Consider the following 24,498-nt stretch of genomic DNA (forward strand, 5'->3'; position numbering starts at 1 on the left):
TATCGCATTCAGACAATTTGGAACGGATAATGAATAGTTTTTATAATCAGCAAACCATCGCCGGAAAGGTGACCCTTTCGGGAACGGGGGTCCATTCGGGTAAAAAGACAAACTTGACCATCAGGCCGGCCGAGGAAAACCACGGGATTAAATTTCGGCGTATTGATTTGCCCGGAACTCCGGATATTCCGGCTCTTTTCAAACTGGTGGTGGATACCAGCCTTGCCACGGTTATCGGGGATAATGGTGCCATTGTTTCCACCATTGAGCATTTGATGGCAAGTTTTTCAGGCCTTGGCATTGACAATGCCCTGGTGGAGGTGGACGATTATGAGATTCCCATCATGGACGGATCAGCCAGGGCATTTACCCGGGCGATAACCAACGTGGGCGTGGTGGAGCAAGATAGGCCTAAACACCTTTTTATTGTGAATGAACCCATAGAAATTGTCCAGGCAGATAAATGGGTCAGGGTGGAACCCGAACCCTGCTTCAAAATTTCCTGCACCATTGATTTCAATCATCCGCTGATCGGTCTGCAAAAAATTGTCTATGACAGGGCAAAGCATAACTTTGAGCAGGAGATCTGCGGGGCCCGGACCTTTGGGTTTGTGAAAGATATTGAACTGTTGAAACGATTCAGCCTTGGCAAAGGCGGAAGCCTTGACAACGCCATTGTGATTGATAATGATAAAATTTTGAATAAGGACGGACTGCGGTATCCCGATGAATTTGTCCGGCACAAGCTGCTGGACTGCCTTGGGGATTTTTCTCTTCTGGGAATGCCCATCCAGGGGCATATTATCACCCATAAATCCGGGCATCACCTGAACCATCTGTTTATAAAAAAATTTCTTGATGAAAAGCAGGCTTGGGAAACGGGCCCTGCAAAGCGCTGATCAGAATTTAATGCCGATGAAAATTAGAGGTGCGGTTACAAAATTTTTGTGTGCAGTTGTTTTTTCTATCACAGGCATTCTTTTTATTGTCCCGGATAGCGCGCTTGCCTATGACGATGCGGTTCTCTCCCATATCAAACTGGCCAACACCCGGGATGATCTGTTTACTTATTTTAAGGTGGAAAATGCCTTTAATGAAAAGAATACCCTGGCTATTGAAAATGGCATTTTCACCTCGTTTACGTTCTATGTAACCTTGTTCAAAACATCAAGCAGTCTGTTTGACAAGAAAATTGTTGAGATCAAAACCCGTGCAACCATAAAATACAATTCCATGAAACAGGAATACACGGTTGTCTGCCAGTGGAAGGATGCTCCTGCGTTGATCACAAAATCCTTTGATGAGGCAAAGACCTGGATGACCGAAATTGACAACTTAAAGGTGGTGCCCCTTAACCGGCTGGTAAAAGGAGATAAATACCAGATCAGGATCAAGGCCGAACTTGAAAAAGTCACGTTGCCCCTGTCGTTGCACTATGTTTTATTTTTTGTCTCTTACTGGGATTTTGAAACTGACTGGTATGTGATTAATTTCACGTATTAACCATCAGTCGGGCAGGCATAAAATTTATGACCCAGACACTGCAAGACACAAGACGAAAACGGTCCGGACGAAAAAGAGAAGGCGTTGCCATTCTATGCCTTCTGCTGGCCGTCGGGGTTCTGACAGTCCTTGAAACCCGCGTCACACCCTTTGATACGGGACTTCCCCTGTCATCCACCGTGCTGATGTTCATTTTGATAAACATCAACCTGTTGTTATTGCTTACCCTTCTGCTGCTGGTTTTCAGGAATCTTGCCAAACTCTACTATGAGAGAAAAAACAACATCCTGGGTTCCAAAATAAAAACCCGCCTGACCGTTGCTTTTGTTGTGCTGGCCCTTTTGCCGACCACCGTGCTTTTTTTCTTCTCCATCCAGTTTATCTCCACCTCTATCGCCTTCTGGTTCAATGCCCCTGTGGAGCAGACCCTGGACGCATCTCTGGCCGTGGGGCAGACCCTGTATGATTATATTGAGGAAAAAAACGCCTTTGTTGCCAAAAGGGGCGCGTTTCAGATTCATTCCCGGGATCTGCTTAAGCCTGAAAATCAGAAAAAACTCAGCCGGTATACCCAAGTAATCCAGCGGGCTTTTAACTGTCATGCCGTAGAAATTTATACTCCGGGTGCCCAGCGGGTAAGCCTCTCTTTAGCCAGCAAGCTGGAGAATATGCACTTTGGGCTGCTGACCACCACGGAATTAATGGGCCTCCCGAATGGCCGCGCCAGTCACACCGTCTACCAGACCATGGACCAAGGGGAATTTTTACGCACCGTATGCACCATTCCCTTTGATCTATCGCCGAACACGGCTACCGGATTTATTGTGATCACGACCCTGATGACCCCGGACCTGTCTGAGAATTTAAAAGCCATTCTCAAAGGCGTGGAGGAGTATCACCAGCTCAAATTGACAAAGAGGCCGGCCCAGATTTCTTACTACATTGCTTTGTCCATTGTGGCACTCCTTGTTGTGTTTTGTGCGGTGTGGTTTGGATTCCAGATAGCCAAGTCCATCACCATTCCTATTATGAAATTTGCCGAGGGCACCCAGCGGATCATAGACGGTGACATGGCCTATCAGATTGATTTTAAGACCGATGATGAGATCGGTACCCTGATTAAAAGTTTTAACTCCATGACCCGCCAGCTGGCCGAAGGCCGCCGGCAGATCGCCCTGTCCGAAAGCATGCTCAAACAGCAAAATGTCGAGCTGGAAAAAAGTCGCCAGTACATCGAGATCGTTTTGAAAAATATTTTTGCCGGTGTCGTGTCCATGGACAATGAGGGAACGATCACCACCATGAACAAAGCTGCTGAGTCTATGCTGGATGTTAGCAGCCATGATATTCTTAATAAAAATTTCAGGAAAGTCTTGACGGAAGAATACCTGTCTTTGGCCAATAAGATATGTGAACAGGCAGAGCAGGGGGGCACCCATTTCAATATTCCTGTATCTGCCTCCGTGGCCGGTGTTCCCAAGCATTTTTCATTGAATTATACCGCGCTCAAGGATGATACCGGCCAAAATCTGGGAGCTGTACTGGTGTTCGATGATGTAACCGAACTTGAAAAAGCCCAGCGATTAGTTGCCTGGCGGGAGGTGGCCCGCCGCATTGCCCATGAGGTGAAAAATCCGTTAACCCCCATTAAGTTATCTGCCCAGCGACTTAAACGTAAATACGGCAAGATCATTGATGATGAGGTTTTCACCGGATGTGCCGATACCATTGTGGAGCATGTTGACCTGATCCGGAACCTGGTAAACCAGTTTGCCGCCTTTGCCAAATTTCCCGATACCAATTTTACTTCGGCCCGCATTGAGAATATTATTCTTGAAACCGTTGCCCTGTATAAGGAAGGGTTGGAGCAGGTGGATATCCAGACCCGGTTCAAGGATGATATTCCTACCTTGAAGCTGGACCATCAGCATATGAAGCAGGCCTTTATCAATCTTGTTGACAATGCGGTTTACGCCATAAACAAAAAAGGCACCATTGTGATTGATCTCTCCTATGATCCCATTCTTAAAATCGTACGTATTGAAATAGCAGACAATGGCAAAGGTATTTCAGACAAGGAAAAGACCAAACTGTTTGAACCCTATTTTTCCACCAAGAAAACGGGCATGGGACTTGGGCTTGCCATTGTAAACTCCATTATTTCAGATCATAACGGCGTGATTCGGGTCCAGGACAACCAGCCCAACGGTGCCAAGTTTATCATTGAACTGCCTGCCGAGGAGGCCTAATGCCGAAAATTGGGACCCGGCAGATAATATTTGAACAAAAAACCGTGTTTGGAGGGCTCCTATAGGAACATGCGCTACGCTAACGAGCCATCCAAACACTATAGATAGAAAGGATTTAAGACTATGTACCCGGCAGTCTTGATTGTTGATGACGAATCCACCATTATTGATTCTTTGGAAGGGATTCTTTCCGATGACGGATTCGAAGTTATTCATGCATTTAACGGATACGAAGCCCTAAAAAAAATTGACTCCGATTCCCCGGATATTGTGCTGCTGGACATCTGGATGCCCGGTATGGACGGCATTGACACCCTAAAGGAGATCAAACAGCATCACCCCAGTCTGCCGGTGGTCATGATCACAGGCCACGGGTCCATTGAATCTGCCGTGGAAGCCACTAAATCCGGTGCCTTTGATTTTTTGGAAAAACCTTTATCCATTGACAAGGTTATACTTGCCATCAACAATGCGTTGAATTTCAGAAAACTTGAGGAAGAGAACCGATACCTTCGTAAAAAAACCATTGAAAAAAATTCCATTACCGGCACAAGTCCGGCAGTCCAGAAACTTTACGGCGAAATTATGGTCGCAGCGCCGACAGAGTCCTCTATTTTGATTACGGGTGAAAATGGCACGGGCAAGGAGATGGTGGCCCGCACCATTCACCAGTTCAGTAAACGTCCCGAAGGTCCTTTTATCATTATCAATTGCGCGGCTATACCCGAAGAACATCTGGAATCCGAACTGTTCGGCCATGAGAAAGGGGCTTTTGAAGGGGCCACAGCAAAAAATCGAGGCAAATTTGAATTGGCTGCAAGTGGGACCCTGTTTCTGGATGAAATAGGGGATATGAGTATCAGTACCCAGGCCAAAATGCTGCGGGCCCTAGAATCCAAAACCTTCCAGCGCATTGGTTCCAGCCGTACCTTGCACATGGATGTGCGTGTGATCACTTCATCCAATAAAGATCTTGACGCGGAAATCAAAGAAGGCCGGTTCAGGGAGGACCTGTTTTTCAGGCTTAATGTCATACCGATTCATGTTCCGGCCTTAAGGGAAAGGATCGACGATATTCCTATACTGGTGGATTTTTTTTTAAGTCACCTGGCTGAGAAATCATTGGCATCTAAAAAAACGCTGTCCAAAGAGGCTCTTGAAATTTTAAAACAATGGCATTGGAAGGGAAATGTCAGGGAACTTAAGAATTTGATGGAGCGCTTGTCCATTATGGTGGAAAGTGACGTTATTGGAAAAGATGATATCCCTTCACCCTATAACCCTGACATCAAAACATCACCCGAAAAGGGTGATGTGCGTAACCGAATTTTTAATATGAAAAAACTGGATCGGGCAAGAGCAGCTTTTGAAACGGAATTTATCCGTTTCAGGGTGGATCAGATGAACGGGGATCTCCAGACAGCGGCCAAACAGATGGGGGCAAGCCTGAACTTTGTCAAAAAAAAAATATCTGAAAGCTGATGCGTATTATCAGTGGTGCCTGTCGGGGCAGAAAATTGGTTCAGATTCAGGGAAAGGATATCCGGCCCACCTCGGACCGGGTCAGAGAGGCCTTGTTTAATATTCTTGGCCCCGGTATCCGAAAAAAAAGGGTGCTTGATATGTTTGCCGGTACCGGGGCCTTGGGGCTTGAATCCTTGAGTCGTGGGGCGCAGTCTGCGGTGTTTCTGGATGCCGCCCGGTCTTCCTGCGATGTGATCAAACGCAATATTGAATTGTGCCGGATGGCGGATCATGCCCGGATTCTTTGTCACGATCTTATCAACGCGTCTTTACCGGTATTCCATCAATCCTTTGATCTGATTTTCATGGATCCTCCTTACAATAAAGGATATCCGGGGCAGGTGCTTGGAAAACCAGGGTTTTTTGAGCTCCTTGCACCCGGGGCAATTATCATTGTGGAACAGTCTGTCAAAGAAAGCCTTGACTATTCCGTAAACAGCCTTGACAAATACCTGGAAAAAAAATACTCAAGGACAACTCTTACATTTTTGCGGAAATCCGCCACAGACGACAAGGATGCGTATGATTACCCGAAAACGGACAATTGCTATTTACCCCGGGTCCTTTGATCCCTTGACAAACGGACATCTTGATGTCATCAGACGCGCCCAGGAGATTTTTGACCATGTGATCGTGGGGGTGCTGTACAATTCGTCTAAAAAAACACCGTTGTTTTCCCCCGAGGAGCGCATCTCCATAATCAAGGAATGTTTTGGAGACCCATCGGTCGAGCTGGACTCCGCAAGGATTGAGGTGGAGACCTTTGATGGGCTTCTTGTGGAATATGCCCGAATGAAAAATGCTGTGGCTATTATCCGGGGTATGCGGGCATTGTCTGATTTTGAAAGTGAATTTCAGATGGCGCTGATGAATAGAAAACTCAATAGGGAGGTCCAGTCGGTCTTTCTTATGACAGGATTGAGTTGGATTTTTACCTCATCGTCCATCATTAAGGAGGTCGCCCGGTATGGCGGAGACATCTCCGATATGGTTCCCAAATCCGTGGACCGCAGGGTAAAGGAGAAATTTGCCCGGACCGTGACCTGATAACCATTAAAAGATTAAGGATATATAAACGTGGACTTGTGGCAGCTTCATATTTTTGTTTCCGTGGTTGAGAAGAAAAGTTTTTCCAGAGCGTCAGAACAGATTCATTTATCCCAGCCCACAGTGTCCACCCATATCAAGGAATTGGAAGCACATTTTCAATGCCGCCTGCTGGACAGGCTGGGCAAGGTGACCGAGCCTACCCGGGCCGGGGAGATCCTCTATGACTATGCCAAACGGATGCTGGCGCTGAAACAGGAAACCCAGTCCGCCATGCTGGATTTTTTAGGGCATACCAAAGGACAGCTGATCATTGGCGGGTCAACCATTCCGGCCGGGTATATCCTTCCCAGGATGATGGGGGCGTTTAAAATCGCTTTTCCGGATGTATCCATCCACATGACGGTCGGGGATACCGGCCAGATTACCCGGGCTGTCAAAGATGGTGAACTGGAACTGGGTGTGGTGGGTGCAAAAATCAATGATCCCGACATTGTCCAGGAGAAATTGATTGAAGATGAAATGAAACTTGTCGTGCCCTCCGGTCATGAATGGGCGGATAGGGACAGTGTGACCTGCAAGGCGTTGCTGTCCCAGCCATTTATTGCCAGGGAACAGGGATCAGGTACCTGGGAAACCGTTATCGCGAGCATGGACAAGGCGGGGATTGACGTATCCCGACTTGAGCCTGCAGTGACCATGGGAAATTCCGTTTCAGTTATTCAGGGCATTCTCAATAATGTGGGTATTTCTATTCTCTCCACCATTGCGGTAACCGAGGAGCTGGCCCGGGGGCGACTGCATGCCCTGAGCGTTGAAGACCTTGACCTGTCCAGGCATTTTTATCTAACCCTGTCCCGGAAGAGAACCCGATCTCCCATATGTGAAAAATTTATTCACTTCTTAAAGGAACAGGTCTGATTATTCTTCGGTGACAAACAAATTGAGCACATCAATAAATTCGGGGTCTTGTTCATCCATTATTTGGAGTACGTCTTTATGAACCCTCTTTTTCAGTTCCCGGAAAATACCGCGCTTTTTGTCGAATCCTGCGGCAAATCCCATGGTTTCTTTCATCATATCTTCCTGGTTTTCACAGGCTTTGACAAGCACATTGGCGCGCTCAAGATCCACTGCGGTTATCCGCTGGCCGGACAGCAGCATATGATTGAACATGTGTTCGGGTACCGCCCTGCGTACTAAAGCGATCATGCCGGGCAGAAAGGGAATGCCGAGATCCACTTCGGGAAAACAAAAGAATCCTTTGTCTTTTCTCATGAACCTGAAATCGCAGGCACAGCTTAAAATGGCGCCGTTGCCGAAGGCATGACCGTTGATCGCAGCGATTACAGGTACGGGAAAAAGCAGCAGACGTTTGAATACATTGTTCATTTCATACATGAAGTCAATGACATCCTGCCTTTGGTTAATCGCTAATTTTTCACCGATCCATTCCACATCAACACCCTGGGAAAAGTTTTTTTCATCCAAGGCGGTAAGGATCATTGATTTCACTTGCGCATCGGCCTCGACCTGGTCAAGACATCGATTAAAATCCTGCGCAAAAATTTTATTCATCCTGTTGGCAGCGTTACACATTGAAACGATTGCTACCATATCTTGTTTTTTCCATTCAATAACGGCCAATACGGTCTCCTGCTAGTTAAAAAAGATTTAGAAATCTAAACATTGTTTATGGAACATAAATTAAATAATTTCATATTTCAAGGGGCTAAAACTTCATTGACAAGCCAATCAATTTCTGACAAGCTTCTTGAATACCGTATATTTCGGCGCAAAATCTTTATGCCAAGGAAGACGCCATGATTTTAGGACTAGATGTTGGTGGCACAAATACAGACGTTGTTTTTCTCAGCCAAAAAGGTGTTCAAAAATATGTAAAGGTGCCCACCCAGCCGGACAATTTGTTTAAAAGCGTTCTTTCAGGTTTTACTTTGATTCTTGAGGGCGTTGATCCGGCATGCATTGAGCGGGTTGTTATCTCCACTACCCTGACGACCAATGCCATTGTCCAGCAGACCGTGACACCGGTGGGTATGATTGTTTCAGCCGGGCCGGGCATAGATCCTGAAAATTTCAGGACCGGCGAACACTATTATGCCGTGGGTGGTTCCATCAACCACCGTGGCCGGGAAATAGAGCCGATCAATGAGATGGAAATTCAGATTGTGGGTGAAAAACTCCAAAAGGCGGGCATTGAATATGTTGGGGTTGTCAGTAAATTCTGTGTCAGAAATCCTTCCCATGAAATTTTAATCAAACGGACATTAAACAAGCAGTTTAAGCATATCTTTTTGGGTCATCATGTCTCCGGTAATTTGAATTTTCCCCGGCGCATTGCCACCACCCACATGAACGCGGCTGTATATCCTCTGCATAAAGAATTTTTCCAGGCTGTTAAACAATCCCTTGAGGAAATGGGGCTTACCGTACCCATTCAGATTCTCAAAGCTGACGGCGGCACCATGACATTGGAAGCATCAATGGATTTTCCGGCCCAGACCGTTTTATCAGGGCCTGCGGCCAGTATCATGGGGGCTATTCCCTATGCCCCTGACGGCCAGGATGCCGTTGTCCTTGATATCGGCGGTACCACCACGGATATTGCATTTCTGGTGGATAAAACCCCATTGCTTGAGCCCGTGGGCATCCAGCGTGGGGGATATAAAAGCCTGATTCGGTCTCTGCGAACGGATTCCAAAGGCATTGGCGGCGACTCGGCCTTAAGAGTCAATGACGAAGGCAAGCTCACTGTGGGACCGGACCGTATGGGGCCGGCCATGGCCTTTGGCGGATCTGTCCCCACGCCCACGGACGCTCTGGTGGTTTTAGGGCTCATGGAAGAGGGGGACCAGGATCAGGCCCGGCAGGGTATAAAGTCCATTGCAGATCAGCTGGGTATGGCAGAAAAAGAGGCTGCGGAACACATATTTAAAATTTGTTGCAACATCATTTTGAAAAAAACCTTTGAGATGATAGACACGTTGAATGCCAAGCCCGTTTATACGGTCCATGATTTTCTTGAAGGGTACAAGTTCAGTCCGGACACGATTCTGCTCATGGGCGGGCCGGCAAGGTTCTTTGCCGAGAAAATTCAGGATATGTATCAGCTTGAGACCATTGCGGTCCCCTATGCTTCAGTGGCAAACGCCATTGGTGCAGCCCTTGCCAGAACCACCTGCGAGGTTACGGTGAATGCCGACACAGAGCAAGGCGTTGTCACCGCCCATGAAGAGGATTTTGCTGAGCCTATTTCCAAATCCTTTTCTAAGGATGATCTGGTGGAGACTGCTTATAGCCTGCTTAAGGGCAAGGCCGAAAATGCAGGTGCTGATCCTGATACTCTCAACGAGGTGGAAGTGGTGGAATTCCAGGAGTTTAACATTGTGCGCAACTTTTCCCCCAAGGGAAAAATTCTTCGGACTAAAATTCAGCTTAAACCCGGCCTGATACATGGGTATGAATCGATGCTTAACCAGCAGGCGCTGGAAAATTAAAGGGGATGCCATGTTAAACGCACCGCATAAAACCGGGCTGGTCTTTTTTCCTGCATTTGACTGGGCCATTGACCCCACCCATCCTGAAAGGGAAGAGCGGCTTTTGTATACCCAGGACCAGGTCACCGAAGAAGGGGTTTTTGATGTACCCGAAATTATAGAGTACAAGCCTGAAATTGTAACGCCCAAGGATATACAAAGAGCCCATTTCTGTGTACCTGATGAACAGGCCGTTACAACCGAATCCCATTTGATATCTGCAGGCGGAGCCAAGGCCATTGCCAATGCTGTTATGTTAAACGAGGTAAAAAACGGCTTTGCCCTGGTCAGACCTCCGGGACATCATTCCATGCGGGTGACCCACGGGGGCCGGGGATTCTGCCATATCAATATTGAAGCGATCATGGTGGAATATATTCGTTCCCAGTATGGTGTCAAGCGTATTGCCGTCATTGATACGGACTGCCACCACGGTGACGGCACCAATGATATTTTCTGGCATGATCCTGATGTGCTGTTTATTTCGCTGCATCAGGACGGCCGGACCATGTATCCTGGCACAGGCTTTCCCAGTGACCTGGGTGGCCCCAATGCCAAGGGATCCAATTTGAATATTCCGCTTCCCCCGGGTACTTCCAACGAAGGGTATCTCTATGTTATTGAAAATTGTGTGCTGCCGGTCATTGAGGCATTTAAACCTGATCTTGTGGTCAATTCCGCCGGCCAGGACAACCACTATACAGACCCTTTGACCAATATGAATTTTTCGGCCCAGGGGTATGCGCGTCTGACCTCCATGCTTAAGCCGGACATTGCGGTTCTTGAAGGAGGATATGCCATTGAAGGCGCCCTGCCTTATGTCAATTTGGGCATTATCCTTGCCATGGCAGGTATCGATTATTCCGGCGTGGTGGAACCCAATTACGATCCGGAAAGACTCAAGCAGTCGGTGAGTATTACGGATAAAATCAAAACGACCTGCGACCAGATTATGACCTACTGGGATCAACGGTATGAACTGAGAGAAGCCGCCGGCGAACCCGGACAGATTATGACTCGCCACCGAGAAGTCTTTTATGACACGGACAATATTTTTGAGCGCCAGAAAGAAAAAGTTCGGGTATGCAGGGATTGCGGCGGCAGTTTTGAGGTGGATTCCAAGGCTACGCCGGGAAATCATATTTTGGGCGTTCATATCCCCATCAATGCCTGCAAAGCTTGCCGGGAGCAAGGCTATGAATTTTATGATCGGGCAGATAATACCAAATACCAGCGTATCTATCTCCAGGATCGGACAACGGATCTGTATGAGGTTAAGCAGTAGGCCCTTTTCGTAAACAAGATGACCTGTTCCCCGTTGCTGGATAATTTAAAAAAAAGATCCCTTGTCATGGAATTGACAAGGGATTTTTTCCGTTCCATGGATTTTATGGAGGTGGAAACCCCGCTTCGGTGCCCATCGATCATTCCCGAAGCCCACATCGATCCGGTGACATCCCAGGGCGCATATCTGCAAGCCTCACCGGAGCTATGTATGAAACGGCTTTTGGCCCGGGGCGCAGACAAAATTTTTCAAATCTGCAAATGCTTTCGCCAGGGAGAGCGCGGTCAGCGGCATTTGCCGGAACTGACACTGCTTGAGTGGTACGCCGTGAATCAGACCTATGAAGACCTCATGGATCAGTGCCAGGGTCTTTTGCGCCATATTGCACAAGGCTTGGGAACACCGGAACGCCTGGTCTATCAGGGTACTTCCCTGGACCTAACAAACGCCTTTGAACGGATGACGGTTGCCGGGGCCTTTGAGCGCTTTTACGATGTCTCTTTGAACCAGGCCATTGATACCGGGCGCTTTGATGAGATTATCAGTTTTGACATTGAACCCCATTTGGGCATATCCCGTCCCTGTTTCCTCTATGATTACCCCATATCCATGGCCAGTCTTTCTGCGATTCATCCTGAAAAACCGGATACGGCCCAAAGATTTGAGATGTATGTTGCCGGTATTGAACTGGCCAACGGATTTACAGAACTGACCGACCATGAACTTCAGAGAACACGGTTTAAAATGGAAAATGAGCTACGCATCCGCCACGGTAAGGCAAAACTGCCGCTGCCTGAAAAGTTTTTATCTGACCTTGCCTTGATGCCGCCCGCTGCTGGCATCGCCCTTGGCATGGACCGTCTGGTCATGCTGTTTTGCGATGCTCCGGATATTGAACAGGTTGTTGCCTTCCCGCCCGAGTTGCTTTAATCTGCGGTCCTAAGGACGATACTATTTTTTATACGCTGATATACGCTCAGTTTGAGAGTTGAGTGTGCTTGATTTTTTGCATGGGCAGTTTTCGCAGTTTCCGGTGCATTTATGGCAACCCTGATGAAGATTCCCGTTCCCTCTGGCGCACCCCTCAGGGGCAATCCGGTCAGCCATGGCACCGCTGAAATAAACGCATTTTCTGCATGCTTTAGGCAGATTAGAAGCCAAAATCGCTCTGCCGAAAGGATAAACTTTTGAGATGTCTTTGGTTTCCACATAAATGCTATTATTTTTATCGTAAATTTTATTTCCAAGTTCATGGATCAGGGCAAAAGCGGATGCCCCGTCAAATGTGCCTTTCATATCGATATGAAGGTCTTTATCCTGTTTATGGGTTTTCATGGTGAAATTATTCTCCAATTTTTTTCTCCTTTCATTATGTTTGCAGTAAGATTTGTCTTTTCTTTGCGGAAACATAAATAACAAGCGGGGCATCCATCGTTCGTTGAATTGATAATATTATCTTAAATATGCTTATTTGATTTAGCGGATAGTATTAGTTAGTCACGGCTAAATTTATAGGCAATTTCGTATTTTATGTCAATCATTATTTTTTAGTTGTAACAAACTTCCTATTGTCATATAAAAAACAGATGGTATTACAAAATCGTTTCAATGACATATCTTCCGGATCATCCCATTGCTGATGTTTCAGGGGGAAAACAAATTCGTTTTTTCCGGGGGTAGGTATTTTTTATCATAGAGGGAATCATCCTCCTCGGGTATGGATCATCATACTCCCGACAAAAAGGATGTGTCCTTAATCTCCATGGGCTTTTTGGTGTTCTTGCCTTAATCCTTGCCAAAGGATGACATCACTCAGACCCGTTTTTTGTTCCGGCGGTTAAAGTTAGAGTCTCCTAATATGACGTAACAGGAATTTTTACCCATCGGGAATCGGGAATCAATTAAATAAGAGACTAAACAAAAAGACATAATTATTTAACATTCCCAACGTATAAAGAAGTCTCATCAGACACGGTGATTGCGTATGTATAATCATATCATGTTAGGAGCTTAGGAGACTGTTTATGAAAAAGACCATGGATAGAAGACGATTCTTAAAATACAGTGGTGCAGGGCTGGTAGGTCTTGGCCTGTCCACTCTGAATATGCCCTTTTTTCGTCTGGGTAAAGCCTCTGCGGCCATTTCCGGAGATGCCTGGTGTTTTGGCGTCATGTCCGACACCCAGTGGAAAAGCGATGCTGAAGCGTCCGGAGGAGAAAATACCTGCGCCACCGGCATAATTGATGCCCTGAATCAGCAGTTCATTGAGCATAACTGTAAGTTTGTCATTCAGGTCGGGGATTTGGTGGACAAGGATAGTTATGATTATTCCGAGGATGGCTCACACAATCTGGTAACCCGTGCGGCACACTGCGAAGTCCTTTATAACGAGGGTATTGGATTTTTCCCGCTGCGCGGCAACCATGAACCCAGCCAGGCCGCCGCCGAAGAGTTTGTGGCGCTTTGGCCCCAGACCCAGAACAGCGGAGATAATGTGAACGGGGCCACCAATTTTGTTCAGTCCGACATTGAGGGGCTTAAAGGCCTGAGCTATTCTTTTGACTATGAGAATGTCCGTTGCGTTATGATTGATCAGTTTACCCGTTTGAACGGGACCGGTACAAGTCTCTCCGACAATGTGGTGGACCAGGTGGCGTGGGTGGATGAAATGGTCAGTTCAAGACCTGATGACTATCACGCATTTGTGCTGGCGCACAAAAATCTTATTGGCGGCAACCATAAAGACAATTTGTTTGGTAACGACTTGACCGCCAATGCCAACTCAAGGGACGAATTTATTGAAAGCCTGGATACCAACAATGTGGCCTGCTGCATCGGCGGCCATGATCACATGCACCATAGATCCCTGGTATCAGACGATAGCGGAGACTACAAGGTGCAGCAACTCATCACTTCCTCTAATTCCTACAAGTTTTACACGCCGCGATCCGGGGACGATGGCCGGGAAACCATGCTCCAGGAGGAATTGTACACCATCGGGTATTATATTTTTACTGTGGACGGTCCCCGGGTGACCGTTGATTTTTATGCTTCAAGTACGGGTGAGGATTATGCATCAGTTAGCCTGCGTAGTTACACCCAACAAACATTTTACCTTAGGGAGCGTTTCGGCTACAGCCTGAACGGATTGAGATTTGAAATTGCCCAGGGTCAAAGCTATACTGGCATCGTTGACAGGTATAACGATACCACGGCAAAAATTCTTAGCGGAACCAACAGCAACGATGAAACAGACCTTGTGGGTCGCGCCTTGACCAAGACAGTGAACACGGGGTGGGTAGACGGCGGCCTGGTGGACGATGCCGCCTCCGATCTTTTTACCCTGTGGGGACTTGTTGACAACCTGAGTCTATATGATGAAGAACTGACCGGAAATCTGCCCAACGGGGATGAAAGCCAGGTCACCGACACCTACACCCTTTCCATTTCCTATAATCCCAGAAAAATTCGTGGGTCCAAACTTATGAGGGGGGGCTTCTGCATTGCCGCCAGAGATGAAAATGATGCCTGGGTTAATGCCGTGGAACTTAATGAAGGCGGCACCAAAATCTTTAAAAGAGGTCCATGGAAATCCGGTTATGAACTGGGGACCTATGGGGTAGACCCTAGTTCAAAAACTGTCTGGGCTGTGCTGAATCATGAAAGTGATTTTGTAGCTAAACTTGTTTAATTTTATGGGTTTGTTTTTTATTTCAGGAGATAAAAAAATGAAGAATATTATGATGATGATCAGTATGCTGATGTGTATGTTCATACTTTCCCCCCTTGCAAATGCTACTGTAATTGACTTTACTGGATTGGAAGGCGAGGTCTCAAGCCCCTATACCGAAAATGGGTTCACTCTGACTGCTGAGCTTGGTGATGACGGGACAGCCTATTTTTATGCTATAGCTTCTGCTGATGAAAGTTATTATTACTATTCCGGTTCCGAAACTTTGATGAATGACAGTTACACCACTACTATCCTGACGGCGACGGATGGTTCCATGTTTGACCTAACTTCCATTGATTTGGCTAAAATCTATTCCAACGATGATGGCTCCTATTCAGCTATGACCATAACCTTTGAAGCTTTCTATGCCGACAACACAATATATACCTATGACGTGACGACTGACGGGCTCGAAGGGCTTCAAACGATTACTTTGGGAGAGGCTTTTTCAAATCTTGTTTCCGTTTCTTTTGGAGCGGAATACTATCAGTTTGACAATATAACTGCCAGTGCAGTACCTGAGCCTTCTTCGATTTTGCTGCTGTTTGTCGGTATGGGTGCTTGGGCCGCCGGTGCCAGAAAAAAACTTGCATAAGTTTAATTAACAGCATGTAGCTTTTATATGGGTTTGCAGGCAGAGCTATCAGTATCAAGGGCTCTGCCTGTGCTTATTAAATATAATACGGATGCGGTTTGACCCCCCCTATGAAAAAGGATTGAATAATATGTTAGGTGGAATTGGTATCCCGGAGCTGGCGATTGTTCTGGTCATTATCCTGGTTATTTTCGGTGCGGGAAAGTTACCCGAAATCGGCGGCGGCATGGGTAAAGCCATCCGCGGCTTTAAAAAATCCGTCCATGAAGAGGAAGAGCCTTGGAAAGTTGACCAAAATTAATCCAAATATTGAAGTTAATCCTTTGGTTTGCCCAAAATGTTAACGTCAACCATAGTCTCCAGTTACTATTTTGTTTATAAGAATGTCTCAATAGGTTGTTGAATTACTTCCTTGTTTCGTTGTGGGCTGAGCCTGGGTGCTGATAGACCAGCTCAGCCCATGCCCGTTATTCCGAATGAAATTCTTTAAGATATTTGGGAAGCCGGTCAAACATTTCTATTGGCGTCTTGGGACGATGCTGACCGTCAATAAATAGATTTTGATTTTTGCTGTCAGGGCTGGACAGATTAATGATTTTATCCGCTGTTTCAATCGTGTTGCCGTCCTGATCGGTAAATATGATAACCTCAGGCCCCTCGCTGTTTATCACGTAGACTGACTGGCCGTTTTTCAAAGTTAGAATGCTTCCCTCGGGACAGGTACCGATTTCTTTGACAAATGAATAGAGGATAAGCTGTAAAATGGGATCACGTCCTGAATAGTCCTGAAAAATAGTATTGACCACTTTGGTTGGATTCACCGCTTCGCCGTAACTTCGTTTTAGGGTCATGGCACTGTATATATCCGCCAGTTTGCAGATTTTAACATAGGGCGGCAAGTCTGAAGGGGATTGATAAACAGGGTAAGCTTTTTTTTCGTTAGGATATATTGCTGCGTGGTGGTATTTAATAATATTTTCCACATAGACGTCGTAAATGCCGTTCATTTTCAAAAAAAGCGTTCCGTACCCCCCGGCATGTTTTTGTATTTGTCTAAGTTCCATCCGGTTCAAGCCGCTTTTTTTGTTCAACAGGGAGTCAGGGACCATTATTTTGCCCATATCGTGGATGAGATAACCCATGGAGATGGTGCGTACGGCTTCAGGCGGGTAGTAAAAAAACGGCGCCATATCTTCTTGTTGACAGTGTTTCAGATTTTCTTTAAATTTAGCCGTGAGCATCTTTTTGATGTAGCGGGAAAAAATTTCGTTGAAACGCTTCAATACAATGGTTCCGATATAGCAGACACCAAAAGAGTGTTGAAAAAGATAGTCATCGGTGGAAAAATAGTCTTTTGTACTGTTCAGAATCAACCGATCTGTCTCAACGAGCATCTCCATGATTTCGTCTATGGCATGGACGCTTTCTTTAATATTAATTTTGTCCGACACCTCGCCATTTTTTTTTTCCTGGGAGTCTATATTAAATAGCCGCTTTTGACTTTTAACCAGGTCACTGAATAGTTGTTGGGCCCGTTTGTATTTTTTCAGAAAAACTTTTTTCGCCTGCATCATTTCAAGCATCTTCTGGTCAACGTCAACGGACATTATTCAAGCTCCCTATCTTTGAATTGGAAAAAATACGATGAATGATTAATTTAGTTTATATCCGTTTTTAGTTAGTTAGGGCAAGCTTTGAATCTAAATATTCCGCGCTGCGTATCTAAAAAGTGGTTGGCAGACAGATTTACTACCCAGAAGATTGTAACGTTCCGGCCAGACTCCGGAAAAAGATAAAAGAAAAAATGAGCAATGTTTGCGTATCACTGCTCATCGGTATAACAGTCATGGGTTGACCTGGTATATCGCATCCAGGCTAAGTCCACAACGAATGTTGAAAGATCGGTGTAGGTTACAAATACTTTCATATAAATCACGGTAAAAGTCAGATATGCCCATCCTTCGTTGCATCAAAGGCAGATACAAATCATCCCGAAAATAATTTACTCAGGGTCAATACCGCACTTAGAAAATTAACTTTTCAGGATAGGGCATTATCTAAAAAAATATTAATAATAATGATTAAAAGAATTGTTATATGCATCAGTGGCAAATTATAGAAGACACCACCGGGATCATTTTAAAAAGAGGCTGTCTTTTCATAGGGGCTCTTTTATGGTCTGGTAAAACAATCCTCTTTCTTGCTGGACAGATTCAACTTTATCCTCCAGGATTAACCGTTTCATCAAAATTTCAAGGTTTCCCTTTTCAAGGTTCAATGCCGCAGTCAGGTCATCCACGGTGCAGGGGCGGCGGTGAATGGTCTCCATAACCATGGCTTCCATTTTCTCGTCACTGATATGATCCCCTGATGATAGGTTCTTTACACGGGCAATGATCTCCACATTGGCCGCATGAATAATTTCGGCCACCCGGTCAAGGTCCTGTTTTGAAGCGGGCTTAAGCCCTGCGACGGCCCCGGGACGGTCCAGGGTGTTGAGCTGAACCCGGGCAGGGTTAATATCCCGGATGATTGCCCCTAACGTTTCAAGTTCCTCTTTTGCATCATTGATTCCGGGCAGGATAAATACCTCCAGCCAGAGTTCCCCCTGGAAAGACCCGGCAAAGGTTTTGAGACCGTCGATAACCTTATGGATATCAATTTGTTCAGCAGGCCGGTTGATTTTTTTAAACGTTTCGGGGATCACAGCATCCAGGGAGGGCATGACGAGATCGGCCCTGTTTAGATCCTTTCTGACGACGGGGTCGGACAGCAAGGTGGCATTGGTCAGTACGGCCACCCGGATTTTTGGTTTTTTTTCTTTGATAAAATCAATGATCCTGCCGATGTCCGGACTTAAGGTGGGCTCTCCAGACCCTGAAAAGGTAACATAGTCCGGGTCAGGATGGTTTTCAAAATAATGGGTTAATTCTGCTTTGACCTCGTCAAAAGGAACATATTCCTTTCGCTTAAGGGTCAGGTTGGTGGTTGGGCCGCACTCGCAGTAAATACAATCCAGGGTACAGGTTTTGTGACAGACAAGATCCACACCCAGGGAAAGCCCGAGGCGCCTTGAAGGGACCGGGCCGAATATATGATTATATCTCATGAGACTCCTTGAATCTTTTTATCAAGAACAGGCACTTGATATTGGAATAGTGATTATAAATGTTTTCGGGTAGGTCATGGCCGTTCATTACGGGTATGACCACGCCGTGCGTTCGTATGGGCAAGTCCAATGACCTCGCCGTTGAGCTGCTCCAGGATAAAGAAAAAAACAAAAACTTTGGCACGGCAAGACGCCATGCCAAAGTTTAAAATATTTTTTAGTTTCTACGGGTGATGTCCCTGTGGGCCATCAGGCGGATTGCGTTGACACGGATGAAGCCTTCGGCATCTTCCTGGTTGTAGCCACCGGTGATGTCCATGGAGGACAGGTCCTGGTTGTACAGAGACGATGGTGAGGTTCTGGAGATCGGGTAGGCCACCCCTTTAAATAGTTTCAAGGTTACTTCGCCGTCAATGAGTTCCTGGCTTTTGTCAATTGCTGCCATGAGAAATTCCATTTCAGGACTGAACCAGAAGCCGTTGTAAACCAATTCACCGAGTTTGGCTGCCAGCATATCCCGAAGACGCATGACTTCACGGTCCATGGCAATACCTTCAATGTCCTTGTGTGCCTCGTGCAGAATGGCACCGCCCGGTGTCTCATAAACACCCCTGGATTTGATACCTACAAACCGGTTTTCCACCATGTCAAGACGGCCTATACCATTTTCGGCACCCAACTGGTTCAGATACAAAAATAAATCCAGGGCATCTGTTTTTTCGGTGCCGTCTTCCAGATTTTTTACTTTGACCGGAATGCCGTCTTTGAATTCAATGGTGATGCGTGTGGGGGTATCCGGGGCCTTTTCAGGAGATACGGTGCGGGAATAGATGCTTTCATCGCATACTGCGCCGGGATCTTCAAGAATCCCTGCTTCATGGGAAATGTGCAGCAGGTTATCATCTTCGCTATAAGGCTTGGCTGCGGTCTGCTTGGTTTGAATCCCGTGCTTTTCCGCATAGGCAAGAAGGTCGGAACGGCCCTGGAAGGCATTGAGAAAGTCCGGATTTTTCCACGGTGCAATGACTTTTATGGCCGGATTCAGGGCATAGTAAGAGAGCTCAAACCGCACCTGGTCGTTTCCTTTACCCGTGGCGCCGTGGGACACATATTGGGCACCTACTTCCTTTGCGATTTCAATCTGCTTTTTGGCAATGATGGGACGGGCAATGGCTGTACCTAAAAGATAGCGGCCTTCGTAAACCGTATTGGACTTGAAAACGGGGAATATATAATCGGTGACAAATTCCTTTTTCATATCTTCGATAAACACTTTTGACGCACCGATTTTAAGGGCTTTTTGTTCTGCTGCCTGAAAATCTTCATCCTGGCCAATGTCAGCCATGTATGCAAATACTTCATAGCCCTGTTCCAGCAGCCATTTGAGGATAACCGACGTATCCAGTCCGCCCGAATACGCCAGAACCACTTTTTCCTTTGCCATTAAAAACTCCTTCAATTCATTTGGTATTTGGCCGCAAATTTTATTTTACGGTCCTTGTGTTACTTCAAACACGAGTTATTAACGCAAAAAAATAGATAACAGTCAAGCACATAGGGCAATCGCATGTAATTTCTCGTCCGTCGTCTGATGTTAAATTTCAAATAGCTCATACGGATTATAAAGTATAGCCCTCCCTTAAGGACCGCAGATTAAATAACTTGAACGAAATAGCTTGCCTTTTGGCCCAGCTACTTCGCTGCATCAAAGGCCAAATAGGCCTGCTATTCAACCTTTGATGCGCCTTGTAGATGAACCAAAATTCGACGTTATTTCTGCCCAACTTATTTTATCTGCGGTCCTTAGTTCCTTCACAATCAGGTGCGCACAATTTTATCGCGTTGGGGAAATTTAAAACCATTCTCCGGCAATTGCTGCAGCTTGAGCTCAACCGGGAAGGGTTTGATCTTCCAAATTTTCCGGCAATAATCGGCAATGGACCTATCCGAGGAAAATTTTCCCATTCGAGCGGCATTGAGTATGGCCATTTTTGTCCATCTCCTGGTATCCTGGAACACCTCCCCCACCTTCTGCTGGCAGTCCACATAGGATTGATAATCGGCAAGCACCATATACGGATCATGATAAAGCAACGAATCAATCAGAGGTCGGAACAGCTCCCGATCGCCATGGGAGAAATGCCCCGTAGCAATAAGATTGATTGCGGCTTTGAGCCCCTCGTTTTGGTTGTAGATTGTCTGGGGATCATAACCGGCAGTTCCTAACTCCTGTACCTCGTTAACGTCCATACCAAACAGGAAGAAATTTTCCGGGGCAACCTCCTCCCGGATCTCCACATTGGCCCCATCCAGGGTTCCGATGGTCAAGGCACCATTCATGGAAAACTTCATATTACCCGTGCCCGAAGCTTCTTTACCGGCAAGAGAAATCTGCTCACTCAAGTCGGCCATGGGATAAACCATATGGCCAATCTGCACGTTGAAGTTGGGGATGAACAGAACCTGCAGGCGGGTATTAACGTCGGGGTCGCTGTTGACCACCTCGGCAATCGAATTGATAAGCTTTATGATAAGCTTGGCCATGGTATATCCCGGCGCAGCCTTACCGCCGAAGATAAAGATTCTGGGCGGGACATCAAGATTCGGATTGTTTTTAAGGCGTTGGTACAGGTTGACGATGTGCAAGAGGTTAAGATGCTGACGTTTATACTCGTGGATCCGTTTAACCTGGACGTCAAACATGGCATAGGGATTAAACATCGGGCCGTAGGCACAGGAGAACATGGCGCAGATATCCTGCTTGTTATCAAATTTGACTTGCTGCCATTTTTCGCAGAAGACCGGGTCATCGACCATCGGTTCTAACTCCCGGAGCTTATATAAATTGGTGATCCAGCCATCGCCGATGGCTGAGCTGATCAATCGGGCAAGGCGCGGATTGCTGAGTACCATCCATCGGCGGGGTGTCACCCCATTGGTGACATTGGTAAGTTTGTCCGGCCACAAACGATGGAAATCAGTTAGGGTATGATTCTTTAATAGCCTTGTGTGGAGTTCTGCCACCCCGTTGATTGCATAGCCGCCAATGCAGGCAAGGTGTGCCATGCGCACATAACGCTCTCCTGATTCATCAATGATGGACATTCGCCGAACCACGTCCACGTCACCCGGGTATTTAATACGGACAAGATCGAGGAATCGGCTGTTGATTTCATAAATAATCTCCAGGTGCCGGGGCAGCACCCTGCCCAGCATGGCCACCGGCCATTTCTCCAGGGCTTCTGGAAGAAGAGTATGGTTGGTATAGGCAAAGGTGTGGGTGACTATATCCCATGCCCGCTCCCAACTATAGTGGTGAACATCGATCAAAAGCCGCATAAATTCAGGCACGGCAATGGCCGGATGGGTGTCGTTGAGCTGTACTGCAAATTTGTCGGGGAAATTGTCCAGGTTTGGAAACATAAACAGATGGATACGAACCATGTCCTGCATGGAACAGCTGACAAAGAAATATTGCTGAAAAAGACGAAGCTCCTTTCCCCTGAAATGCTCGTCATTGGGATAGAGGACCTTGGTAATGGTTTCGGCCATGATTTTCTCATGCACCGCACCCTGATAGTCACCAACATTAAAATCGTCAAAGTCAAAGCTTTTTGGGGCCTCGGCACTCCACAGTCTGAGCAGGTTTACGTTGTTGACCCGGTACCCCAGAACCGGTGTGTCGTAGGGGATTCCCTTGACCATTCCTCCCGGAACCCAGCGAACCCTCTGGTTGCCATGGTCATCCGTGTACTGCTCCGTATGCCCCCGGGCCCCAACCTCCACCGTTAGATCCGCCTTTTTAAACTCCCAGGGATTACCGGGCTGCAGCCAGCGATCGCCCAGCTCTTTCTGCCATCCGTTTTTAATCTCTTGATCGAACATACCAAACTCATAACGGATACCATAGCCAATGGCTGGAATCTGAAGACTTGCCAAGGAATCCAGATAACAGGCAGCAAGTCTGCCAAGACCGCCGTTGCCAAGGCCGGGTTCCTCTTCATGGTCGATGATCTGTTTGATGTCAAGGCCACACTCTTCAACCGCCCGGGAGACCTGATCATACAGACCCAGATTGATAAGATTGTTGTGCAGATGGGGTCCCATCAAAAATTCGGCTGACAGATAGCCGACAATTTTACTCTCCTTTTTCTGAAGGGATAGAATCGAATTGAGAAACATTTGCTGCATTCTATCCCGCACCGTATAGCTCACCGCAAGATAGTAATCGTTGAGTGATGCGTTTTGCGGCCACACCCCCTGCTGATAAAAAAGCTTGTAGGCAAAACCACGTTTCAATTTTTTAATGTTATTGCTGTCGTTGGTGTGGCTGCTACAGTCGGTTGTATTTGTTCGGGTCATTTAATCCTCCAAAATTTCTGGGATTCCAGCCATTTGATTTTTTTTAAGAGCTATGGTTTGTTTTCTAAAACGTATTAAAAGAAAATAAGCCATTTTTTTGAAATAATGTCGTGTTATTGCTTGATTTAAGTCGGTTACGATTTTTAAATGATGCGTTATGGCACACCCTTATGGATTATCCTTATAAGCCAATGAAAATATGAAGTTTTCAAATACACCATTAACATAAAAATTGCCATCATTTTTAAATAATACGATATTGTATTGCGAATGGTGTAATGCCATATAAAAAAATAACTATCTGATTTTATATTATATAATTACCAATTGCCCATTAAGATGCTCCGAGGCGGTAATTCAAAGTCAATTATGGTTGAACTATATTGTGTCGCTGGATATATTATTGTGGAAAAAATTACAAGGGGAGGGGAGAGATGGGATTGTCTTTACAGGATCAGCTCCTGAAAGCCGGGATAGCTGATAAAAAACAGGCTAACAAAGTCAACCAGGAGCAACGGGTTAAGCGGAAAAAAAATAAAGGCAAAAAAAAGACGCCTGAAATTAATCAAACCCGTCAATCACAGTTAGCTCAGGCCAAACGGAGCCGAGAACTCAACCGCCAGTCCAACCAGGAGAAAGAAAAACAGCAGAGATTGGCCCAGGCCAAGCAATTAATAGAGGAGAACCGCCTGGACCTGAGAAAGTACGAAGATCCATACTATTTCAAGGTCGGTAAGAAAATAAAAAAACTCTACGTTAACGATGAAATCACCCAAAAACTTGGTCGGGGGCAGCTTGCTATTGTTACGCTGAATAGTGTCTACGAAATCGTTCCGGCTAAAGTTGCCCGGAAAATAGTGGATCGTGATCCGGATTCTTTGGTGGTATTTCATCAGTCGGAAGAAGAATAGTGCATTTATTATAAAAGCAATGAAGGTTTTATTTTAGGAGAGGCAAGTATGCCAAAAGCATGTGATTTAAAAAAGGGCCAGGTGGTGGACATAAGCGGAGAACCGTATCTGGTTAAACATATTGATGTAAGAACCCCGTCTGCAAGGGGTGCCGTTACCCTTTACAAGGTCCGGTTCAGCAGTATCAAGACCCGGCAGAAATATGAAAATTCATACAAAGGCAATGATATGCTCGATGATGTGGACCTGCAAAGAAAACCTGTCCAGTACCTTTATCCGGACGGGGACCTGCATGTGTTCATGGACACTGTGGAATATGGTCAGTATATGATTGCCCAAGACAGCATTGACGATGAATTGGTCTGGCTCACCGACGGCATGGAAGATATTGTGGGCATGTTCATTGACGGCAATCTGGTGGCCGTTGAAATTCCCGCCTCCCTTGTTTTTGAGATTACACAAACTGCTCCGGGTATCAAAGGGGCCAGTGCTACGGCCCGGACAAAACCTGCCGCCCTTTCCAACGGGGTTGAAATCCAGGTGCCTGAATATCTTGAAAACGGAGAGATGGTCAAGGTCAACACCGAAACCAGAAAATATATATCCAGGGCTTGATTCATCT

At 46.2% G+C, this 24,498-nt stretch carries 21 protein-coding genes; 15 read left to right on the forward strand and 6 right to left on the reverse strand.

All coding sequences use genetic code 11. The features are described 5' to 3' along the window. Positions 1-29 precede the first annotated feature (29 nt). The 7 genes from lpxC to EYB58_RS10025 all read left to right on the forward strand — a co-directional run bounded on the left by lpxC (position 30) and on the right by EYB58_RS10025 (position 7,244). Positions 30-899, forward strand: coding sequence for a UDP-3-O-acyl-N-acetylglucosamine deacetylase (lpxC, locus tag EYB58_RS09995; RefSeq protein ID WP_111955735.1), 870 nt, complete (start codon positions 30-32; stop codon positions 897-899). Between the two features lie 10 nt (positions 900-909). Beyond that, the gene (locus EYB58_RS10000; protein WP_242637612.1) at positions 910-1,503 is read left to right on the forward strand and encodes a DUF4390 domain-containing protein; all 594 of its coding nucleotides are present in this window, start codon (positions 910-912) and stop codon (positions 1,501-1,503) included. A 26-nt stretch (positions 1,504-1,529) separates the two neighbouring features. Further along, the gene (locus EYB58_RS10005; protein WP_111955731.1) at positions 1,530-3,752 is read left to right on the forward strand and encodes a sensor histidine kinase; all 2,223 of its coding nucleotides are present in this window, start codon (positions 1,530-1,532) and stop codon (positions 3,750-3,752) included. A gap of 123 nt (positions 3,753-3,875) precedes the next feature. Further along, positions 3,876-5,234 (forward strand): sigma-54-dependent transcriptional regulator, encoded by a 1,359-nt coding sequence (locus EYB58_RS10010; protein WP_111955729.1) that lies wholly within the window; start codon positions 3,876-3,878, stop codon positions 5,232-5,234. Beyond that, the gene (rsmD, locus tag EYB58_RS10015; protein WP_111955727.1) at positions 5,234-5,845 is read left to right on the forward strand and encodes a 16S rRNA (guanine(966)-N(2))-methyltransferase RsmD; all 612 of its coding nucleotides are present in this window, start codon (positions 5,234-5,236) and stop codon (positions 5,843-5,845) included. Before EYB58_RS10010 ends, rsmD begins: the two co-directional genes overlap by 1 nt. Beyond that, positions 5,799-6,323 (forward strand): pantetheine-phosphate adenylyltransferase, encoded by a 525-nt coding sequence (gene coaD / locus EYB58_RS10020; protein WP_111955725.1) that lies wholly within the window; start codon positions 5,799-5,801, stop codon positions 6,321-6,323. Before rsmD ends, coaD begins: the two co-directional genes overlap by 47 nt. 30 nt (positions 6,324-6,353) lie before the next feature. After that, a complete protein-coding gene (locus EYB58_RS10025) occupies positions 6,354-7,244 on the forward strand; it encodes a selenium metabolism-associated LysR family transcriptional regulator (protein ID WP_111955723.1) in 891 nt (296 codons plus the stop codon). Here the strand turns inward: EYB58_RS10025 and EYB58_RS10030 are convergent, their stop codons facing one another. Beyond that, a complete protein-coding gene (locus EYB58_RS10030) occupies positions 7,245-7,970 on the reverse strand; it encodes an enoyl-CoA hydratase/isomerase family protein (RefSeq protein ID WP_111955721.1) in 726 nt (241 codons plus the stop codon). A gap of 176 nt (positions 7,971-8,146) precedes the next feature. Here EYB58_RS10030 and EYB58_RS10035 point away from each other — a divergent pair, with 176 nt between their 5' ends. From EYB58_RS10035 to epmA, 3 genes are read left to right on the forward strand one after another with little or no spacing between them, the layout of a single operon-like run. Next, complete coding sequence (locus tag EYB58_RS10035) at positions 8,147-9,841, forward strand: hydantoinase/oxoprolinase family protein (protein WP_111955719.1); 1,695 nt, start codon at positions 8,147-8,149, stop codon at positions 9,839-9,841. A gap of 10 nt (positions 9,842-9,851) precedes the next feature. After that, a complete protein-coding gene (locus EYB58_RS10040; protein ID WP_111955717.1) occupies positions 9,852-11,165 on the forward strand; it encodes a histone deacetylase family protein in 1,314 nt (437 codons plus the stop codon). A gap of 18 nt (positions 11,166-11,183) precedes the next feature. After that, on the forward strand, positions 11,184-12,095 hold the full coding sequence (epmA, locus tag EYB58_RS10045) for an EF-P lysine aminoacylase EpmA (RefSeq protein WP_111955715.1): 912 nt from the start codon (positions 11,184-11,186) through the stop codon (positions 12,093-12,095). 21 nt (positions 12,096-12,116) lie between these two features. Here the strand turns inward: epmA and EYB58_RS10050 are convergent, their stop codons facing one another. Further along, positions 12,117-12,518, reverse strand: a complete 402-nt coding sequence (locus tag EYB58_RS10050) for a hypothetical protein (RefSeq protein WP_131072039.1) — start codon at positions 12,516-12,518, stop codon at positions 12,117-12,119. 671 nt (positions 12,519-13,189) lie between these two features. Here EYB58_RS10050 and EYB58_RS10055 point away from each other — a divergent pair. The 3 genes from EYB58_RS10055 (at position 13,190) to EYB58_RS10065 (ending at position 15,795) form a co-directional block, all read left to right on the forward strand. Further along, positions 13,190-14,857 carry a metallophosphoesterase family protein gene (locus tag EYB58_RS10055; RefSeq protein ID WP_111955711.1) on the forward strand — a complete coding sequence of 556 codons (1,668 nt, stop codon included), beginning with the start codon at positions 13,190-13,192 and terminating at the stop codon, positions 14,855-14,857. A 37-nt stretch (positions 14,858-14,894) separates the two neighbouring features. Further along, entirely contained in the window at positions 14,895-15,494 is a 600-nt protein-coding gene (locus EYB58_RS10060; RefSeq protein WP_163354365.1) for a PEP-CTERM sorting domain-containing protein, read from the forward strand. A 130-nt stretch (positions 15,495-15,624) separates the two neighbouring features. Then, a complete protein-coding gene (locus EYB58_RS10065; RefSeq protein ID WP_111955852.1) occupies positions 15,625-15,795 on the forward strand; it encodes a twin-arginine translocase TatA/TatE family subunit in 171 nt (56 codons plus the stop codon). A gap of 166 nt (positions 15,796-15,961) precedes the next feature. On the opposite strand, the gene EYB58_RS10070 is transcribed toward EYB58_RS10065, so the two are convergent. The 4 genes from EYB58_RS10070 to EYB58_RS10085 all read right to left on the reverse strand — a co-directional run bounded on the left by EYB58_RS10070 (position 15,962) and on the right by EYB58_RS10085 (position 22,965). Continuing rightward, positions 15,962-17,101 (reverse strand): HD-GYP domain-containing protein, encoded by a 1,140-nt coding sequence (locus EYB58_RS10070; RefSeq protein WP_111955707.1) that lies wholly within the window; start codon positions 17,099-17,101, stop codon positions 15,962-15,964. 551 nt (positions 17,102-17,652) lie between these two features. Beyond that, positions 17,653-18,603 (reverse strand): radical SAM protein, encoded by a 951-nt coding sequence (locus EYB58_RS10075; protein ID WP_111955705.1) that lies wholly within the window; start codon positions 18,601-18,603, stop codon positions 17,653-17,655. Between the two features lie 217 nt (positions 18,604-18,820). Then, positions 18,821-20,047, reverse strand: coding sequence for an argininosuccinate synthase (locus EYB58_RS10080; protein WP_111955703.1), 1,227 nt, complete (start codon positions 20,045-20,047; stop codon positions 18,821-18,823). A 374-nt stretch (positions 20,048-20,421) separates the two neighbouring features. Beyond that, positions 20,422-22,965: a glycogen/starch/alpha-glucan phosphorylase gene (locus EYB58_RS10085; protein WP_111955701.1), complete on the reverse strand. Its 2,544-nt coding sequence runs from the start codon at positions 22,963-22,965 to the stop codon at positions 20,422-20,424. A gap of 434 nt (positions 22,966-23,399) precedes the next feature. Between EYB58_RS10085 and EYB58_RS10090 the strand changes: the two genes are divergently transcribed. Together EYB58_RS10090 and efpL are read left to right on the forward strand one after the other, a co-directional pair. Continuing rightward, positions 23,400-23,876: a DUF2058 domain-containing protein gene (locus EYB58_RS10090; RefSeq protein ID WP_111955699.1), complete on the forward strand. Its 477-nt coding sequence runs from the start codon at positions 23,400-23,402 to the stop codon at positions 23,874-23,876. A 48-nt stretch (positions 23,877-23,924) separates the two neighbouring features. Beyond that, complete coding sequence (gene efpL / locus EYB58_RS10095; RefSeq protein ID WP_111955697.1) at positions 23,925-24,491, forward strand: elongation factor P-like protein EfpL; 567 nt, start codon at positions 23,925-23,927, stop codon at positions 24,489-24,491. The last annotated feature ends 7 nt before the right edge of the window (positions 24,492-24,498 follow it).

Source organism: Desulfobacter hydrogenophilus, assembly GCF_004319545.1.
GTDB lineage: Bacteria > Desulfobacterota > Desulfobacteria > Desulfobacterales > Desulfobacteraceae > Desulfobacter > Desulfobacter hydrogenophilus.

Coding starts and splice junctions, on each gene's coding strand:
- lpxC (WP_111955735.1), top strand. CDS start 30: ATGAATAGTTTTTATAATCAGCAAACCATCGCCGGAAAGGTGACCCTT.
- EYB58_RS10000 (WP_242637612.1), top strand. CDS start 910: ATGCCGATGAAAATTAGAGGTGCGGTTACAAAATTTTTGTGTGCAGTT.
- EYB58_RS10005 (WP_111955731.1), top strand. CDS start 1,530: ATGACCCAGACACTGCAAGACACAAGACGAAAACGGTCCGGACGAAAA.
- EYB58_RS10010 (WP_111955729.1), top strand. CDS start 3,876: ATGTACCCGGCAGTCTTGATTGTTGATGACGAATCCACCATTATTGAT.
- rsmD (WP_111955727.1), top strand. CDS start 5,234: ATGCGTATTATCAGTGGTGCCTGTCGGGGCAGAAAATTGGTTCAGATT.
- coaD (WP_111955725.1), top strand. CDS start 5,799: ATGATTACCCGAAAACGGACAATTGCTATTTACCCCGGGTCCTTTGAT.
- EYB58_RS10035 (WP_111955719.1), top strand. CDS start 8,147: ATGATTTTAGGACTAGATGTTGGTGGCACAAATACAGACGTTGTTTTT.
- EYB58_RS10040 (WP_111955717.1), top strand. CDS start 9,852: ATGTTAAACGCACCGCATAAAACCGGGCTGGTCTTTTTTCCTGCATTT.
- epmA (WP_111955715.1), top strand. CDS start 11,184: ATGACCTGTTCCCCGTTGCTGGATAATTTAAAAAAAAGATCCCTTGTC.
- EYB58_RS10055 (WP_111955711.1), top strand. CDS start 13,190: ATGAAAAAGACCATGGATAGAAGACGATTCTTAAAATACAGTGGTGCA.
- EYB58_RS10060 (WP_163354365.1), top strand. CDS start 14,895: ATGAAGAATATTATGATGATGATCAGTATGCTGATGTGTATGTTCATA.
- EYB58_RS10065 (WP_111955852.1), top strand. CDS start 15,625: ATGTTAGGTGGAATTGGTATCCCGGAGCTGGCGATTGTTCTGGTCATT.
- EYB58_RS10070 (WP_111955707.1), bottom strand. CDS start 17,101: ATGTCCGTTGACGTTGACCAGAAGATGCTTGAAATGATGCAGGCGAAA.
- EYB58_RS10075 (WP_111955705.1), bottom strand. CDS start 18,603: ATGAGATATAATCATATATTCGGCCCGGTCCCTTCAAGGCGCCTCGGG.
- EYB58_RS10080 (WP_111955703.1), bottom strand. CDS start 20,047: ATGGCAAAGGAAAAAGTGGTTCTGGCGTATTCGGGCGGACTGGATACG.
- EYB58_RS10085 (WP_111955701.1), bottom strand. CDS start 22,965: ATGACCCGAACAAATACAACCGACTGTAGCAGCCACACCAACGACAGC.
- EYB58_RS10090 (WP_111955699.1), top strand. CDS start 23,400: ATGGGATTGTCTTTACAGGATCAGCTCCTGAAAGCCGGGATAGCTGAT.
- efpL (WP_111955697.1), top strand. CDS start 23,925: ATGCCAAAAGCATGTGATTTAAAAAAGGGCCAGGTGGTGGACATAAGC.